This is a genomic window from Paenibacillus hunanensis, from assembly GCF_014645615.1.
GTDB lineage: Bacteria > Bacillota > Bacilli > Paenibacillales > Paenibacillaceae > Saccharibacillus > Saccharibacillus hunanensis.
The window spans coordinates 1-15,963 of sequence record NZ_BMMB01000004.1 but is presented as its reverse complement, the minus strand read 5'-3'; the positions used below and the strand labels follow the sequence as shown (position 1 = coordinate 15,963).

Here is a 15,963-nt window from a genome sequence, read left to right as displayed (position 1 = left end):
ATTTTTGTGTAAAATTCTAACTATTTTTACGATTCGCATGTATATCACGCCCTATAGTTTACTTTTCCAAACGAATAAGCTCAAAACGCAGATTTTCCAACATTTTCTTACATACGTCCACCTGCTCTTGATCGCCTGCCTTTAACGCTTCGTTCAAGCGATCCAGCAGTTCGTCAATCTTATCCTCTGTGGAGGCGATGCGCTGCTCGCCCTCCATTGACATGTACAGATTTTGCAAGGATTCCCGATTCGGTGTCGATTCCTTCTGGTACAAAATTCGCTGCTCAAAGCCGGAAATCTCTACCATTCGAATCACTTCACCGAATAGAATATTCTCGACGAGAATCTGCTGATCGCGAAAGCGCTTGACGATTGCATGACCCTTCGTATCGCCAATCAGCTTTTCCATCCACTCTGCCAGCCTTGCATCATGAATACGGTAATCGCCAATCAGCTTGTAGCCCTCCTGACTTTGCTGGAAGCGTAGCTTGGTCATGTGGTTATCCGTACGTATCGATACGATAAAAGAATCATCGGTTTCACGCCAGTATAGAGAGTACCCTTCCTTGATCAGATCGCGGATCAGATTCTGGATATCGCGGCGTGCAAAACGAAGCTCTACATTGCAATATTCCACTTCATAGCTCTTGTTCATGGTATTCCCTCCTTTGTCCCTTATCATTTATACTTATGCGTGTATGATTATCATTATGCGTTGTGTTGTAGTGGTATATAATTGCGGCCATCTGTTTGTATCTAATCCAATCGATATAGCTTCTGTTTTTACAAAATAGGAACAGCCCTTCATATGCAAAAACATCATTATTCCATAAGCTACAAAATAGACTGCAATATACAGCGGTAGCTTGATTATTTTTACCCGTTTGCCTGTTTATCTAAGCAGCAAACCGCCTACTCACATGTAATCTTCATGAAAATATAATGACCAAATGTGCTATTATAGCTGTGATTGACATGGAACCTTACGGATCGGAAAGAGAGGTACAACAGGATGATGAATTCAACTAAGGAAGCAACATTCTCCGGCTTTACTGCCGAAGATTTTGAAGTGTTTGCGATTGATGGGCTGGAGCCGCGTATGGAGGCTCTGATCGCTCGTGTTCGTCCCAAGCTGACTGCACTTGGAGAGCTAATTCAGCCACATCTGGCAACGCTCTGTGGTGAGGAAATGTACGTTCATGTTGCCAAGCATGCACGTCGGACAGTGAATCCGCCCAAGGATACATGGGTAGCCTGGGCTGCAAATAAGCGTGGCTATAAAGCACTGCCTCATTTTGAAGTGGGCATGTTCGGTACTCACGTGTTTGTCGTATTTGCCATTATTTACGAGAGTCCACGGAAGGTGGATTTTGGTCGTGCGATGGTAGCGAAGCTGGATGAAGTGAAACAGATCGTACCAGCCCATTACTACTGGTCGCCAGACCATATGTCTCCGCAGGGAACGCCACAAGCCGAGTTATCGGACGAGCAGCTGCTGGAGATGGCAAACCGTCTGCAAAACGTGAAAAAGTCAGAGATTATCTGCGGACTACGTTTTGATAAAAATGATCCATTGCTACGTGATGGTGATGCTTTTGTACGTCAGGTTGAAGACACCTTCCAGCAACTGCTTCCATTATACCGGATGGCAACGGTCTAACGCTTCGGAAGCAAGTCTCAATTTATGGGCTATAGACCTATTTTTTATTGTTCGTTCGGATCGTTATACAGCTAGTCTAGTTCTAGCCTAGTTATAGATACACTGAAATATATGAATAGCTATCACACAGCACGATAAAAGCCGTACCCTTTCAAGCGTCAGCATACTGACTGCGAAAAGGTACGGCTTTCGATGTTAACGGATATTGGGACGCTGCCGAATCATCACCCAGTGAATGATAAAGAGCAATAGCATCGCCGCTGCGCTCACATAAAATGGCGCCTGTGGACTAATATCGTCCCATAGCTTGCCGGACACAATCGGTCCCAGCACCAGCCCTGAGCCTTGTAAAGTGAGAAATAGTCCCCATACAGCGCCTTTCTCCTTAGCAGGCACGAGATTCGCTAGCAGTGAATTCCATGCTGGCAAGATCATCGCATAGCTAAAGCCTGCACATAATACAAATACCCAGATCCACGGCAAGGCACGTGTTGAGGCTAGCCCCAGTAGCGCGGTAGCTGCCAGCAAAAAGCCTGTGCGCAAAAACAGCTTGCTGCCTACTCGGTCAATCAAACGCCCCGCAGGAATGAGCCCCAGCACCGTCACCGCACCCCCGCCAATCAGTAATGCATTAAAATATGCCGGCGTAAGCCCGAGTTCACTCACTACATATAATGTAATAATCGGTGTTAGCACACCGAGCGCAAAGGACTGCATAAATAAGGCTGGATATAGCAATGGATGAATATGAAGCGAACGCATAAGCTGGACATAATAATGTAATCTGCTTTCGCCTGGTTGACGGACATAAGCAGGATCGATGGATGCATCCTCAGCAGTCTGGTCTGCTTCTATATTCGCTACCTGGCTTGACGTCGATGGACGCTGCTTGGTTCGCCCTGGTAAAAATAAGGCGACCACAACGACAACGATCATACAGAGCAATAGCATACCAAATGAAAAAGTATAGGAATCGCCACTCAGCCAGTTCATCACGACTGGTCCCAAGCCAGCTCCACCAAGTGAAGCAATTTCGATAATGCCCATATGTGTACCATAATTACCCGTTTCGCTGGAGATATCGGTAATTTTGGACATGACGCAAGGCCAGAGTGGCGCGCTGCCGATCCCCATCGTCGCACAGGCAACGATCAGCCAGCCCGGATGCTGGACGGTCGACATGACAATGACCGCTGCCAGAATGAGCAGCATGCCGAGCGTCATCGTCAGGCGAAAGCCCAGCCGTTCAGCCATCCAGCCTGCTGGACTACGTAGTGCATTATCACCAATATACTGGGAGGCGAATGCTACACCGATTGCAAATGCAGGCAATCCGAGCCGATGCCCCATATAAAGAGGCAGCAGTGTAACGAGCAAGCCTCCCTTTACAAATTCCACGAAAAAAATCAGCAACCATAAATATATGAATAAGATTCGATTATTTCTTGCCGTCTTAGATGTAGCTTCATAACGAATTGAAGACATTGGGTACTCCCTTCAGCGATGCGGATTTCATCGTAACCCCGTTTTATTGTATCACAGACGAACTCCGATTCAGCAAGTTTGCTACTTGTTATTCACCCTGTCAAAAGGATAAATTTTGCCCTGTATCGTGCTATTTTTGACACATCTCCAAAATCTGACACAAGATAACTATTGCATTCGTCACTCTTTTTGCTATACTCATTTTTGTTTGGTTTTTAAATAATAGGTATTTACTCCAATTTCGAAAGGTTGTGACAGCTTAAAATGGATCATACGCAAACCCCGCTTTTTACTGCTCTCAAGCAGCATGCGGCCAGCAATCCCGTTCAATTTCACATTCCGGGACATAAAAAAGGACTCGGCAGTGATCAGGAGTTCAGAGAGTTTATTGGCGACGATGCTCTTTCCATAGATCTGATCAACATCGCGCCACTCGACGATCTTCACCAGCCGATGGGGGTTATAGAGAGGGCTCAGAAGCTCGCAGCCGATGCGTTCGGCTCCGACTATACGTACTTCTCTGTACAAGGCACCAGCAGTGTCATCATGACGATGATCATGGCAATCTGCTCGCCGGGCGATAAAATTATCGTACCGCGTAACGTGCATAAATCGGTTATGGCAGCCATTATTTTTGCGGGTGCCAAGCCTATCTTCGTCTCGCCTGTGCGTGACGAAAACCTCGGAATCGACCACGGTATTACGACAGCGTCTGTACGCCGTGCACTCGATCGCCATCCTGACGCCAAAGGCGTACTGGTTATCAACCCGACCTATTTCGGTGTATGCGCCGATCTAAAGGAAATTGTTGAACTGGCTCATAGCCGTGGGGTACCGGTGCTTGTAGATGAAGCACACGGCGTTCTGATTCATTTTCATGAAAAGCTGCCTGTGTCCGCAATGGCCGCCGGAGCCGATATGGCTGCGACCAGCGTACATAAGCTGGGTGGCTCCATGACACAAAGCTCTGTGCTCAATGTCAATGTGAAAAACGGACATGTGAATCCACAACGTGTTCAAACGATTATCAGTATGCTGACGACAACGTCAACTTCATATATTCTGCTGGCATCTCTTGACACCTCACGCCGTAATCTGGCGATCAATGGTCATGAGATCGCAGAGCGAGCAATCGCGCTGGCACAGGATACACGCCGCCGCATTAACGAAATTGAAGGGCTGTACTGCTTTGGCGAAGAGCTGCTGGGTGGCGAAGCGACCTTCAATTACGATCCAACCAAGCTGACGATTCATATTCGTCATCTGGGCATTACAGGCTACGATGCAGAGAACTGGCTACGTGATCACTTCAATCTGGAGATCGAGATGAGCGATATGTACAATATCCTTTGCCTCGTCACCCCGGGTGATACTGAAGATAGCGTGAATACGCTGGTGACTGCACTGACTCAAATGTCCGCTGAATTCCACGGTTCCGGTCGCGAGATCAAGGAACTCGTAGTGAAGATTCCTGAGATTCCGCAGCTTGCACTCACACCGCGTGATGCATTCTACGGCGATACTGAGATCATCCCGCTGGCTGATGCCGCCGAGCGGATCATTGCTGAGTTCATTTACGTGTATCCACCCGGCATTCCGATCCTGCTGCCAGGTGAAGTCATTTCGCAGGAAAATATCGACTATATTACCGATCATGTGAAAGTCGGTCTGCCGGTTAAAGGCCCTGAGGATCGTACTGTACGTAATGTGAAGGTGATTGTCGAGGCTGACGCGATCTCTTAATTAGCTTCTATAGGAGCTATTGTAGGACGCGTAATAGACCGATTAGAGATCGACGAGATGATTCGTAAACGGACGAATCAATAAAAAAGGAGCTTCATCCCTGAGGATGAGGCTCCTTTTGTTTATTACGATGTACTGCTCGTACTCAGCCGTTAAGCTGGAGTGAAGTCGCTTGAAAAGATAAACCCTTTTCCCAGCGATTAGCCTTCTTCGGAATGCGCAACAAGCTCTTCGTAAGCTTGCTCAACAGCTTTCCACTCTGCTTCGTCTTCGATGTTAGCCAGTACCATACCGTCTTCTTCTTCTTCCAGACGCATGATGTAGCCGTCTGCTTCTGGATTGCCACGCTCAAGCAGCAATGCGTACAGTTTCTCGCCTACGTCAAATGTTTCAACGAGTACCATTTCAACATCGTTGCCATCTTCGTCGGTCAACGTCAGTGTAAGCTCTTCGTGCTCGTGGTCATCGTGGTTGCAATTCTCATCGTGTACGTGTTTGTCGCTCATAATATAACCTACCTTCATATAGTTTTAGTTTGGATATGATATCTTTACACTTGCGCACATCCCGCATGAATCCAGTTGTGCGATGGAGCGATATGGAGCTATTCTCCTGCCGCCCGGCTCCGCTTCAATTCGGAGCGTCGTCCCTGTCCGAAAGCTAAAAATAACACCTGTGTATCGTACCACTTTACCTACTATAGGTCAATTGAACGAGAGCACATTATCGCTTGATATTGACCGTCTATTCTGCGTGAATAGATCGCAGATAAGCAGGTCGTATACGTTAGCCTCATATCGCTCGATATCAGGCGCTGCTGCTCAGATTAAAAGTACACACACAGCTTTGTACCGATAGATGTACAAGCTCAGCAATACGTACCAATGAACGCTGCACGGCATTTTTAATGTTTTATACATACGCCTTATATGCGTCCAACGATCTTCATCTTAATTGAGCGCTGTAATCACTTTTTGTGAAACGAGTGTGTAATCACTAGCACCGGATTTCTTCATATAAAATCCAACTGTATATTGTCCAGTTGTCGCAAAGTTATACGTAAAGTCGTAAGTGCGGAACCAGAAATTGTCCTTTTGCTGTGAAATGTTCTGACTCTGGATTTCCTTTTGATCACCGGAAGGGTCGGTAATCGCCACTTTGACCGCGGAAATATCGGTCTTTAAATTATCAACCTGGGTGAACACATTGAATTTCACTTTCCCCTTGTTCACATTTCCAAACGCGGTATCTCCTTTGAACAGGAAAATATGTACATTCGGCTTGTATAGCTTAACGGTCTTCGCGTCATTATCAAAATCGACCAATCCATCAATCTCGCGTAGTGGAACATAGGTTTTACCGTCGATAATGTACGATCCACCATCCACCTCACTACCATTAATCCACACCCGTACCTGCTGATAAGCAGCATCCGCGAACAGCACCGAGCTTCCCATTAAAAAGAATGCCAGCGTAAAGGATACCACTATTTTCCATTTTATCATACTGTTCCTCCTTCGACTATATGCCAAGCATGAAAACATGCTGATCTTCTATACATGTATACTCTTACGTAGCCGTTGTGTTGCGGTAAAAAATTTGTAACCTTTTTGGTATACATGTATAGGGATGGTGGCATGAACGACGTATTATAGTATGTAGCTAGCTGATTACTTTTATTGTATCCAGAAGGAGGATTTTCGGCTAGAGCTTTCTGGTGAAGTTTTCGGTATGATGGAACATGGATAACGCGTATTCCTGCTGGTCTAGTGTTGTTCTAAAATCACTATAATTTAGCTTAATCATTAGGAGAGGATCAGAATGCTTTTGCTGTTACTTCCTACCAGATTCATTTAAATGCAACAGATAAGCAGTCTCATGTCTGGGATGGCTCTGTAACCTATACAGTTAAAAACATAACAGGTCATACCATCGAACAAGGAAAAGAAGACGTACAAGCTTCCATGTTATTAGTAGATGGTGTTTCACAAAATGGAGAAGACTTTAAATACAAGCGAGCTCAACGTAAAGCAGTACCTGCCGGAGCATCGATCACTAAAACAAAAACGTTAATAGGGTTTAACGATCTAGCTTATGTCATCGTTAAACCCTATGCAGTAAAGTAATCGCTCGCTTGATAACTGCTGCCCACTACTATATCGTAAAATAACTACATCCCATCTCACCAGGAGGTTTATTATGTCCATCCAACTTCAAATGCTAGGCACAGGCAATGCATTTGCCAAAAAATATTACAACAACAACGCGCTTGTTCATGCGGATGATTATACGTTAATGATCGACTGTGGAATTACAGCACCGCTGGCGCTGCATCAGCTTGGGATCGAGCTGGATACGATTGACGCTATTCTGGTGTCGCATATTCATGGTGATCATGTAGGCGGTCTGGAGGAAATTGGCTTTCGGGGCTATTTTGTACACCAGCGCAAGCCTGTGCTATACATTGCCAGCACACTCATCTCACCGCTCTGGGATCATACGCTTAGTGGTGGAATGACGCAGGAGGGAATTTCCTCGATCGATGATATTTTCGACGTGCGTCCGCTTGAACCGGAGCAGCCTGTCGAGCTTGCACCCGGTCTGAAAATCGAACTGATCCAAACGCCGCATATCGACGGAAAGTACAGCTATTCCGTGCTGATTAATGACCATATTTTCTATAGCGCTGATATGAAATTCCAACCGCAGCTGCTTGAGCATCTGGTGCGCGAGCGTGGTGTGCATACGATTTTGCATGATTGTCAGCTTTACCCACCAGGTATTGTGCATACGACCTTAGAAGAGCTATTGAGCCTGCCAGACGATGTATGTCGTACGGTCAAGCTGATGCATTATAACGATACCAAGGATGACTTTGTTGGTAAAACAGGTGAGATGGAATTCATCGAGCAGCATAAGATGTATACTTTTCCTGAATAACGTTTAATGAAGAAGAATGGGCAAGAGCTTGCCAGAAGATATCGCATGCCAAGCTCTTGTCCATTTGTATGTTGAGCTGCTTCGCTCCCTTTTGGTACTCCTTTGTTGCGATATCCTGCTGCACCTCCATTCTCTACATTCAGCTAATGAGCTATATTATCTGGCACTATACATTTTCAGGCACAGGACGGTGATCGTATGTATCGTAATTTGAATACAGGTGTGATCGAGATTGAAGACAAGCTAACCCGAACCGAGGCTCAGGAGATTGCTCGAATGAGCTCTATACATACATTGCAATTTGCCTCTGCCCTGCATTGGAGCAGCTATGAGTATATTAACAATACCGTACTGCCAGCATGTCCGCAGCTGCGAGTCCGTGCATACCATTTTCATAATCAGGTGTGCGATCTGGCCTTTGTCGAACAGCTACCACAGCTACAGAAGCTGGAAATTACATGTGATGGCGAATTCGCTAATTTAGATTCGCTGGCAACATTGGAGCAGCTACAAGAGCTTCATTTACGAATGTACAAGCTGGATCATTTTGATATCTTACAGCAGCTTCCCCCGTCACTGACCTCACTTACACTGGGTAAAACAGCATCGAAAAAGCCATCGCTGCAAGGAATCTCTCGCTTCACCAGGCTACAGGAGTTGACGATTGAAGGACATGTTAAGCATGTGGACGAGCTTGCGAGGCTTCAGCATATAGAGCGGTTAAGTCTGCGTTATATGACACTGCCGAATCTAGACTTTTTGCTAGAGCTCAAGCAGCTATGGTGGCTACAGCTCTATCTGGGCGGCACCAGCCAATTGGATGCACTTGCCCAGCTCAAGCAACTGAAATATATCGAGCTCTCGCAAATTCGCGGCTTAGATCGGCTTGACTTCTTGTCTTCCATGACAGGACTACAATTCGTCCGAATCGGTGCAATGCCCCATATCCATGAGCTTCCCCCACTCGATCAGCTACAGGAGCTTCGTAAAATCGAGCTGTATAATATGAAAGGTCTACGGAAGCTGGAACCCTTACAAGCTGCGCCTGCTCTAACCGAATTTGTACAACGCGAAGCATGGGAAATGGAAGCTGACGACTATATTCCATTACTGCAAAATCCGGCGCTAAAGCGTGCCTATGTGCATCTTCGCAATGAGAAGAAAGCAACTCGATTCCAGCAATTGCTACAGCAATATGATAAAAAGGATGCCTACACCGAGAGAATCGCCAAGCGTGATAGCTGGCTCACCACAGATTTTCCGTTTAAATAAATGATGGCTTGCTTAGCATACTCAGCAGGATAGCAGGTATAGTAGATTATGGTAGACGAACCACTGCATCAATCGTGTCATCCGATTAGCTAGATGATAGGATATTTCGATATTCATTTATAAAAAGCCAGATGCCATTCAGAGGATCGTAAGATCGATCTCTTAAATGAATCATCTGGCTTTGCATGTATCTATTCTGCTCTATATCGGATTCTCGTTAGCTTCACTATCACCCTGTAACGCCGATCGGCATTCTATCATCAGCAATCATGATGCTTTGCCACTCCGAACCTCGTTTGTCAAGAAGGCGAATAAGCTTCCTGAGCTATCTTTCATCCAATTAATGCCCTGCCTGCTGTAACGCTTCATTCAGCCGCTGTAAATCCTGCTCCAGCATGTCTTCTGTATATTTACCCTGTCCAAAATTAATCATTGCGCGTAGCGGCATAAAGCGTGTCATAGCCAGCAGCATATCTGGATTATCACCCATCATATCGTTCAAGCCGGAACGTTTGGTAAGCTCCTCGGCGATTGGCTTGGTAGCTGGATTCGCTGCGATATCACCAATCGTCGTATTGCGATGGAAGACCTGCTTTAATTTGACTGTAGACGTTACCTCAATCGTTTGCTTGAGCCTTATATCACGCGAGGATGCGCCAACTCGTAGCTCATACTCGCCTGTTTCTACATGCCAATCACGCAGCTCAGTATGATAGTAAGCAAATGCTCGTTTATCTAGCATGAAGCTTACAGTCTTTCTCTCACCTGGCTCCAGCGCTACCTTCGCAAAGCCTTTCAGCTCCTGCTCTGGACGGATCACGCTACTCTCCGGGTCATGTACATATAGCTGCACAATCTCCTGTCCGCGGCGTGAGCCTGTATTACGTACCGTTACCTGAACGTTCACTGTATTCTGATCGGTCATCGATGTACGATCGACTTGGAGCTCACTATATTCAAATGAAGTGTAGCTCAGTCCATAGCCAAACGGGAACAATGGCTCCAGCTGCTTCGTATCATAATACCGATAACCGACAAAAATGCCTTCCCGATATTCTACCCGATCCCCTTCACCCGGGAAATTCAGGAACGATGGATTATCGCTAAGCTGTACTGGAAACGTCTCAGGTAGCTTACCGCTTGGATTCACCTCACCAAACAATAGATCAGCCACAGCGCCACCGCCTGCCTGACCACCAAGATATCCTTCCAGCACTGCGCTCGTCTGATCGAGCCACGGCATCGTTACAGGGGAACCGTTACTCAGTACGACGACCAGATTCGGTTGCACAGCTGCAAGCTCCTTGATCAGCTGCTTATGATTTAGCGGAAGTTCAAGATGAGTACGATCATAGCCCTCCGATTCATAGCGATCTGGCAATCCGGTAAATAAAATAACCACATCCGCCTCATTCGCAAGCTTCACGGCTTCCTGCACCAGCTCATCCTTCACATCATCACTATCCAGATCATAACCGGGTGCATAGGTCACTTCAGACTCACTATCCACCAGCTTACGAATTTCGTCCAATGCTTGATCCAGCTGGGTTGGATTAATATGCGAGCTGCCGCTTCCCTGATAACGAGGCTGTACTGCAAATTCACCGATAACTGCAACACGTCCTTTTTTGGATAATGGCAGCAGGTTATGGTCGTTTTTGAGTAAGACCATACTTTCCGCCGCTACACGCCGTGCAAGCTGATGATGCTCGTTAGGGTCAAATGTAGCATTCGGCTTTTGCAGCTCGATTGCATTAAATACAAAACGCAGTAGCTGCTCTACTGCTCGATCCAGTATTTTTTCATCAAGCTTGCCGTCCTTTACCGCAGCGACAATTTTGGCATCGCCAATACCGCCATTCGCTGGCATCTCCAGCTCCAGCCCTGCTTTGAGCGCATCCACACGTTCATTTACAGCGCCCCAATCCGATACGACAAAGCCCTCAAAGCCCCACTCACGGCGTAAAATATCTGTAAGCAAATATTCATTTTCTCCAGTATAGGTGCCGTTTAGCTTGTTATACGAGCACATCACCGTCCACGGCTTGCCTTGCTTTACCGCTCCTTCAAAGCTCGCCAGATAAATCTCACGCAGTGTCCGCTCGTCAACAATCGTATCCACTGACATACGCCGCTCTTCTTGATTGTTAGCGGCAAAATGCTTGAGCGATGTACCGACATCCTGACTCTGCACACCCTGTATATGGCTCGCTGCTAGCTCGGAGGATAGATACGGGTCCTCGGAAAAATACTCAAAATTCCGTCCGCATAACGGGGAGCGCTTAATATTGGTGCCTGGCCCAAGCACAATAGCAACCTGCTCGGCTTGTGCTTCTTCACCGATCGCTTCGCCTACCTGATGCAGTAGCTCCCGATTCCATGACGAAGCGAGACCCGCAGCTGTCGGGAAGCACGTAGCTGGAACGCTATCACCTAAGCCCAGATGATCTCCGCTTCCACCCTGCTTACGCAATCCATGTGGCCCGTCTGTCACCATCACGGCTGGAATATCAAGCCTTTCAATGGGCTGTGTATGCCAGAAGTCCAGACCTGAACAGAGACTTGCCTTCTCCTCCAGCGTCATTTGACTGATCAGCTTATTAATATCCGATGTGTTTTTCGTGGAGTTGGTAGATGATGGGTCATTCGAATGATGGTTTGACATAGTATGATGTACTCCTCTCCAAATGGCATAACATGCTCCTCTAGCTACAGTCCGTACGGAGAAAGCATGATGCTCTGTGTGTATATTCGTCCAACGATACGACATAGCTTTGTCTGTGTTCTTGTCACCAACAACCCAGCAAGCGATTCTTCATATATTACCCCAAAAGGATATCCACATAAACGATATTTATTTGCACAAGCCTCATTTACACAGTTGAAAAAGAACATTTGTTCGTATATAATAAGAATAAATACAGGAACAAATGTTCTGATTAGAGGGATGATCATGCTAGCTAACCATATTGGAGAATTGCTTGAAATTGTATATATGGATCAGACGGGCAAGCTGACGCAGCGCCGCATCGAGATCAAGCATATTCGTAATGGGCGTGTATATGCCGATTGTCTGCGTTCAGGTGAGCCTCGGACATTTAAGCTGGAAAATATTCTAGCATGGCAGCCTTCCAAAGCGATACGCCCAACGATCTCAGTGAAGCAGCTTGCCGCTATGACAGTGAGTGAATCGGATAAGGCTTTCTCCTCTACAGCAAGGGCTGTATCCGCAGTTAAGCCAACGCATTCATCCCGTACCTCAAGCTCATCCAACACCTATAAACGAAGCCCTTCGAGCAAGTCTGCTACTACCACAACTACCACATCGACACGTTCCTATACGACAGGATCGCGAGCCAAGCAGCCTGCCCTGCGCCCATCGGCTGCTAAAGCTAACGTTTCTCACGTTTCATGATCCCATATTAGATAGCAACTCAAACAGCGGCACCCGATATAAGGATGCCGCTGTTAAAGTTATACCACTATCAATCCACATCAATACAAGCCAGCATAGGCTCAATGCTTGATATACAATGTAGGCAGTGTACACCATCGTGCTTTTGGCAGCATGTCATGCTGTACATTCTATATCTAGCAGTTCTCCATCTCGCAGAAGCCACTCACGTTCTCTCAGGACAGTCTCTCCAGCAAGCGATGATAATCTGCCAGCTCCACTGCGGACTCTACAGGCTCGCTAGAGCGGACAAATTGAATCTTGCCGCTACCGCCACCTAGTTGATCCCGTTCCTCCAGCACATGGCGTAGATGCCTTGCTGTTCCGTTACTGCCATCAATAATATCGACCTCCTGCGGGAAATATCGACGTAATTGATCACGGAAAAATGGGAAATGCGTGCAGCCCAGCACGAGCGTACCGTATTCATCCAGCTTATAGCCTGCCAGTGCTTCATCCAGATATTGCATCACATGCTCATCGTCGAATTGACGCTTTTCGGCTAGCTCTACTAAGCCAGGCATAGGCAAGCTTTCCACAATATCGTATTTATCGATACTTTTCACAAGGTTATGGAATTTCTCTTCATTTAGCGTCAGGCGGGTCGCCATCACGAGTACCTTTTTATGCTTGATTGTACTGTTTTGTACCGCAGGCTTCACCGCAGGCTCAATACCAAGAATCGGAAATGGATACCGCTGACGTAGCTCATTCACTGCAATACTTGTCGCTGTATTACAGGCGAGCACGATCGCCTTTACCTGCTGCTCCGCCATATATTGCGCTGCATCCAGTACATATTGCTTGACCTCTTCCTTACTCTTTTCACCGTAAGGTACATGCCGGGTGTCTGCATAAAATAAGTAATCTTCGTCAGGCAGCAGCTTCATCGCTTCGTGCAATACAGTCAGCCCACCGATGCCAGAATCAAATATTGCGATCTTCACTCCGTTCACTCATCCTTCTATCCATTCATTGGCCGCTTGTCCGATGCCTCGGAACGATTCCGGTCTTTTTTCCATGTATGATTATAGCCTGTTCCGCATCAATTGGAAATACAGGCTTCATTTTCTGCTTACGATTCATTCATCCAGCTTAGTGCTGACGATAACAATTGTTCGAAATGCACGGGATAATTATGTCCGAGTCCAGGCATCAGATGAAGCTGATGGTCGATGCCCTTGCGCTGGAGCTCATTAGCCAGCTCTTCCGTACCTGCCAGACAATCCTCATCATGCTCGCCACAGATCAGATATAGCTTCACCCCATACTGCTGCCAGTGTACCAGCGCATCCTGCCATTCGGATGGCTCAGGTAACCAGGGAGATACTAGAATCAATCCACCAATCGCTGCCGGATAGGTTGCTGCCGCTTGTAAGGCTGCGCGAGCACCGGAGGAAAATCCAGCCATAATCGGCTTGGTCGTATCACTTGCTTGCTGTGCGACTTGCACGGCTTCCCGATCTTGAGGCTCTGATAATTCGGTTTGAGGCTCTAATGATTCTAGCTGAGTAGAGGAATCCTCCTCCTGAATACGTCCATCTACACGTCCCAGCTCAAGCAGTGCCTGCTCCAGCTCCTGTATATTTTGCTCAGGATCTGACCAATCATACGCACCGGAAAATTGAATTTGCGACGATTGTAGCAGTGCTAGCTTATAGCTCTGATTCAGAGCCGCATGCCAGGTGGGTTCGACAGCTTCGTTATTTTCCAGTTCTCCATGTAATACAAGTAAAGTACGATACGTTTCAGGCGCTCCACCTGCTTCAGGCAACAAAATATTCAGACGTCCGCTGCTCTCGGCAAGTGCTTCTGCCTCTCGCTGTCTGCACAATTGCAATACCTGCTGGAAGTCAGGCTCCTCATGCAGTACAGCCAGATCCTCGTCCTCACTCAGATCATCTGCATTGTACCAGTAGCCATGCTGAAGCACAGCTTCTTTGAGTAAAGCAAGCGCTTCGTCCTTTCGTCCACACGCAGCTAATAAGGAATAGCGCAAATTATACATTTGTGCCGGATTCGCCTGCCCTTCCTCCAGATGCTCACATATAAAATGATAAGCAGCCGCGCTGCCATGCTCCGCATAAATATCCATCACCCGGTGCATCAAGCCTGTATATGTAAAATGACTCATTCGATCCTCTCCTGTCTGTTCCATAGGCTGTAGTCCAAATTTATTTTTCACTCTTTTATTCTCTATCCGGTCATGCCGCTGCTGTCTATTACCCCACCAGGCACACGCTACATTACCAATTATCCATCCTACAGCAAAAAGACTGCCGGCTAATCCCGCTGCAGCCCATCCATTTTGCTACACATGATACAGACGTCGTTCCCTCAGCACTTCCTCCAGATGCTCCACACGGATCACACGATCCAGTGCGACCGCTCCGGTCACACCCTGCAAGCGACGCGTTGGGTTACCGTTTCTTTTCTTCACATCCACAAGCGAGGATTGTAGCTCGAAAATACGTTGCCAGCTCTCTTCCTTGGTGACAACCGAGCGACCTGCACAATAACGTTGCCATTCGCGCTGTGTACGTGCATTAAAGGTATCGTTTAACACCGCATGCCACTCATCAAAATCCGATAGCAGCACCTCATCATGCTTGAGCTCCAGCGTCAGGCATACACAGCCTGCACGTCCAGTATAATGATGAAGCTGTAACATATCCGGCTTTTCCGTCCATACCCATACCGGGTAGCTCCCGTCGTATCCGGGCAGACGCTGCCCCATCTGGCTCATCATCCAGTGGTACGGCTCGATAAACATGGCATGCTCGGAATGACCGTGCAAAAATCCAATCTCCTGCGCGGCTTCCCAGGCTTCTTTGGACTGGATCGTCCAATACCTGGGTACAGCATGGCGGATGCTCATCGCTGCATTCACCTCCTGATCGACATTGACCTTCGTATCATATCAGAAAATACACCCCAGTTTAACCCCTGTTCAGCAGAACAGGACGAATCGCTCATACAGCAACACGCGCAGCCCGGTATCGTTATACCGTACTACGCGTGTAAATAGTCGTCCATAGGGACGGATATGATAGGCTTTTCGTTTAATTAGCATCCATATACTGATTCAGCAATTGCGTCACTTTACCACGTACAGCAAGATCGGAATTTTCGCGATTACTCACGATCTGGCGCAACTGTGTCATCAGATCAAGCTCCGGTGTAACCATTTCTAATGTGTTTTGATTGTTTGTGTTTTCCATGATGTTATTCCCTCCACATAATTACATGCTATTCATTCATAAGTACCGTATTGACTTGTGCTTGCTTATTGAATCGGTTTCCAGCTCGATCCGGTCGGAATACCGATAATAGTACGATATTTTGCTACGCAAAAATCCTTTTCGTTTCACCCCGTGTTAGGAGATCGCTAACACTATAGCAGTACGAT

The 15,963-nt window shown here is 46.9% G+C and carries 14 protein-coding genes; 5 read left to right on the top strand and 9 right to left on the bottom strand.

The annotated features are described in order from the left end of the window. Positions 1–58 precede the first annotated feature (58 nt). Positions 59–655: a YkzI domain-containing protein gene (locus IEX62_RS08760; protein WP_188775090.1), complete on the bottom strand. Its 597-nt coding sequence runs from the start codon at positions 653–655 to the stop codon at positions 59–61. A 360-nt stretch (positions 656–1,015) separates the two neighbouring features. Here IEX62_RS08760 and IEX62_RS08755 point away from each other — a divergent pair, with 360 nt between their 5' ends. Beyond that, a complete protein-coding gene (locus IEX62_RS08755) occupies positions 1,016–1,660 on the top strand; it encodes a YktB family protein (RefSeq protein ID WP_188775593.1) in 645 nt (214 codons plus the stop codon). A gap of 195 nt (positions 1,661–1,855) precedes the next feature. On the opposite strand, the gene IEX62_RS08750 is transcribed toward IEX62_RS08755, so the two are convergent. Next, positions 1,856–3,145, bottom strand: coding sequence for an MFS transporter (locus tag IEX62_RS08750; protein ID WP_188775089.1), 1,290 nt, complete (start codon positions 3,143–3,145; stop codon positions 1,856–1,858). A gap of 264 nt (positions 3,146–3,409) precedes the next feature. On the opposite strand from IEX62_RS08750, the gene IEX62_RS08745 reads away from it, so the two are divergent. Then, positions 3,410–4,888, top strand: a complete 1,479-nt coding sequence (locus IEX62_RS08745) for an aminotransferase class I/II-fold pyridoxal phosphate-dependent enzyme (RefSeq protein ID WP_188775088.1) — start codon at positions 3,410–3,412, stop codon at positions 4,886–4,888. Between the two features lie 200 nt (positions 4,889–5,088). Here the strand turns inward: IEX62_RS08745 and IEX62_RS08740 are convergent, their stop codons facing one another. Beyond that, positions 5,089–5,394, bottom strand: a complete 306-nt coding sequence (locus IEX62_RS08740) for a DUF1292 domain-containing protein (RefSeq protein WP_188775087.1) — start codon at positions 5,392–5,394, stop codon at positions 5,089–5,091. A gap of 444 nt (positions 5,395–5,838) precedes the next feature. Continuing rightward, the gene (locus IEX62_RS08735; RefSeq protein WP_188775592.1) at positions 5,839–6,390 is read right to left on the bottom strand and encodes a stalk domain-containing protein; all 552 of its coding nucleotides are present in this window, start codon (positions 6,388–6,390) and stop codon (positions 5,839–5,841) included. A 697-nt stretch (positions 6,391–7,087) separates the two neighbouring features. Between IEX62_RS08735 and IEX62_RS08730 the strand changes: the two genes are divergently transcribed. Both IEX62_RS08730 and IEX62_RS08725 read left to right on the top strand, forming a co-directional pair. After that, positions 7,088–7,828, top strand: a complete 741-nt coding sequence (locus tag IEX62_RS08730) for an MBL fold metallo-hydrolase (protein ID WP_188775086.1) — start codon at positions 7,088–7,090, stop codon at positions 7,826–7,828. A 198-nt stretch (positions 7,829–8,026) separates the two neighbouring features. Beyond that, positions 8,027–9,100 (top strand): leucine-rich repeat domain-containing protein, encoded by a 1,074-nt coding sequence (locus IEX62_RS08725; RefSeq protein ID WP_188775085.1) that lies wholly within the window; start codon positions 8,027–8,029, stop codon positions 9,098–9,100. Between the two features lie 340 nt (positions 9,101–9,440). Here IEX62_RS08725 and IEX62_RS08720 read toward each other — a convergent pair whose 3' ends face one another. Next, positions 9,441–11,765, bottom strand: coding sequence for a glycoside hydrolase family 3 C-terminal domain-containing protein (locus IEX62_RS08720; protein ID WP_188775084.1), 2,325 nt, complete (start codon positions 11,763–11,765; stop codon positions 9,441–9,443). Between the two features lie 288 nt (positions 11,766–12,053). Between IEX62_RS08720 and IEX62_RS08715 the strand changes: the two genes are divergently transcribed. Beyond that, positions 12,054–12,515 (top strand): hypothetical protein, encoded by a 462-nt coding sequence (locus IEX62_RS08715; protein ID WP_188775640.1) that lies wholly within the window; start codon positions 12,054–12,056, stop codon positions 12,513–12,515. Between the two features lie 215 nt (positions 12,516–12,730). On the opposite strand, the gene murI is transcribed toward IEX62_RS08715, so the two are convergent. The 4 genes from murI to IEX62_RS08695 form a co-directional block, all read right to left on the bottom strand. Further along, positions 12,731–13,501, bottom strand: a complete 771-nt coding sequence (gene murI / locus IEX62_RS08710; protein WP_188775083.1) for a glutamate racemase — start codon at positions 13,499–13,501, stop codon at positions 12,731–12,733. A gap of 128 nt (positions 13,502–13,629) precedes the next feature. Next, positions 13,630–14,688: an alpha/beta fold hydrolase gene (locus IEX62_RS08705; RefSeq protein ID WP_188775082.1), complete on the bottom strand. Its 1,059-nt coding sequence runs from the start codon at positions 14,686–14,688 to the stop codon at positions 13,630–13,632. Between the two features lie 177 nt (positions 14,689–14,865). Further along, positions 14,866–15,432 carry a DUF3841 domain-containing protein gene (locus IEX62_RS08700; RefSeq protein WP_188775081.1) on the bottom strand — a complete coding sequence of 189 codons (567 nt, stop codon included), beginning with the start codon at positions 15,430–15,432 and terminating at the stop codon, positions 14,866–14,868. A gap of 184 nt (positions 15,433–15,616) precedes the next feature. Further along, entirely contained in the window at positions 15,617–15,775 is a 159-nt protein-coding gene (locus IEX62_RS08695; protein ID WP_188775080.1) for a hypothetical protein, read from the bottom strand. Positions 15,776–15,963: the final 188 nt, after the last annotated feature.

Coding starts and splice junctions, on each gene's coding strand:
- IEX62_RS08695 (WP_188775080.1), bottom strand. CDS start 15,775: ATGGAAAACACAAACAATCAAAACACATTAGAAATGGTTACACCGGAG.
- IEX62_RS08740 (WP_188775087.1), bottom strand. CDS start 5,394: ATGAGCGACAAACACGTACACGATGAGAATTGCAACCACGATGACCAC.
- IEX62_RS08745 (WP_188775088.1), top strand. CDS start 3,410: ATGGATCATACGCAAACCCCGCTTTTTACTGCTCTCAAGCAGCATGCG.
- IEX62_RS08720 (WP_188775084.1), bottom strand. CDS start 11,765: ATGTCAAACCATCATTCGAATGACCCATCATCTACCAACTCCACGAAA.
- IEX62_RS08705 (WP_188775082.1), bottom strand. CDS start 14,688: ATGAGTCATTTTACATATACAGGCTTGATGCACCGGGTGATGGATATT.
- IEX62_RS08725 (WP_188775085.1), top strand. CDS start 8,027: ATGTATCGTAATTTGAATACAGGTGTGATCGAGATTGAAGACAAGCTA.
- IEX62_RS08730 (WP_188775086.1), top strand. CDS start 7,088: ATGTCCATCCAACTTCAAATGCTAGGCACAGGCAATGCATTTGCCAAA.
- IEX62_RS08750 (WP_188775089.1), bottom strand. CDS start 3,145: ATGTCTTCAATTCGTTATGAAGCTACATCTAAGACGGCAAGAAATAAT.
- IEX62_RS08700 (WP_188775081.1), bottom strand. CDS start 15,432: ATGAGCATCCGCCATGCTGTACCCAGGTATTGGACGATCCAGTCCAAA.
- IEX62_RS08755 (WP_188775593.1), top strand. CDS start 1,016: ATGAATTCAACTAAGGAAGCAACATTCTCCGGCTTTACTGCCGAAGAT.
- IEX62_RS08715 (WP_188775640.1), top strand. CDS start 12,054: ATGCTAGCTAACCATATTGGAGAATTGCTTGAAATTGTATATATGGAT.
- IEX62_RS08760 (WP_188775090.1), bottom strand. CDS start 655: ATGAACAAGAGCTATGAAGTGGAATATTGCAATGTAGAGCTTCGTTTT.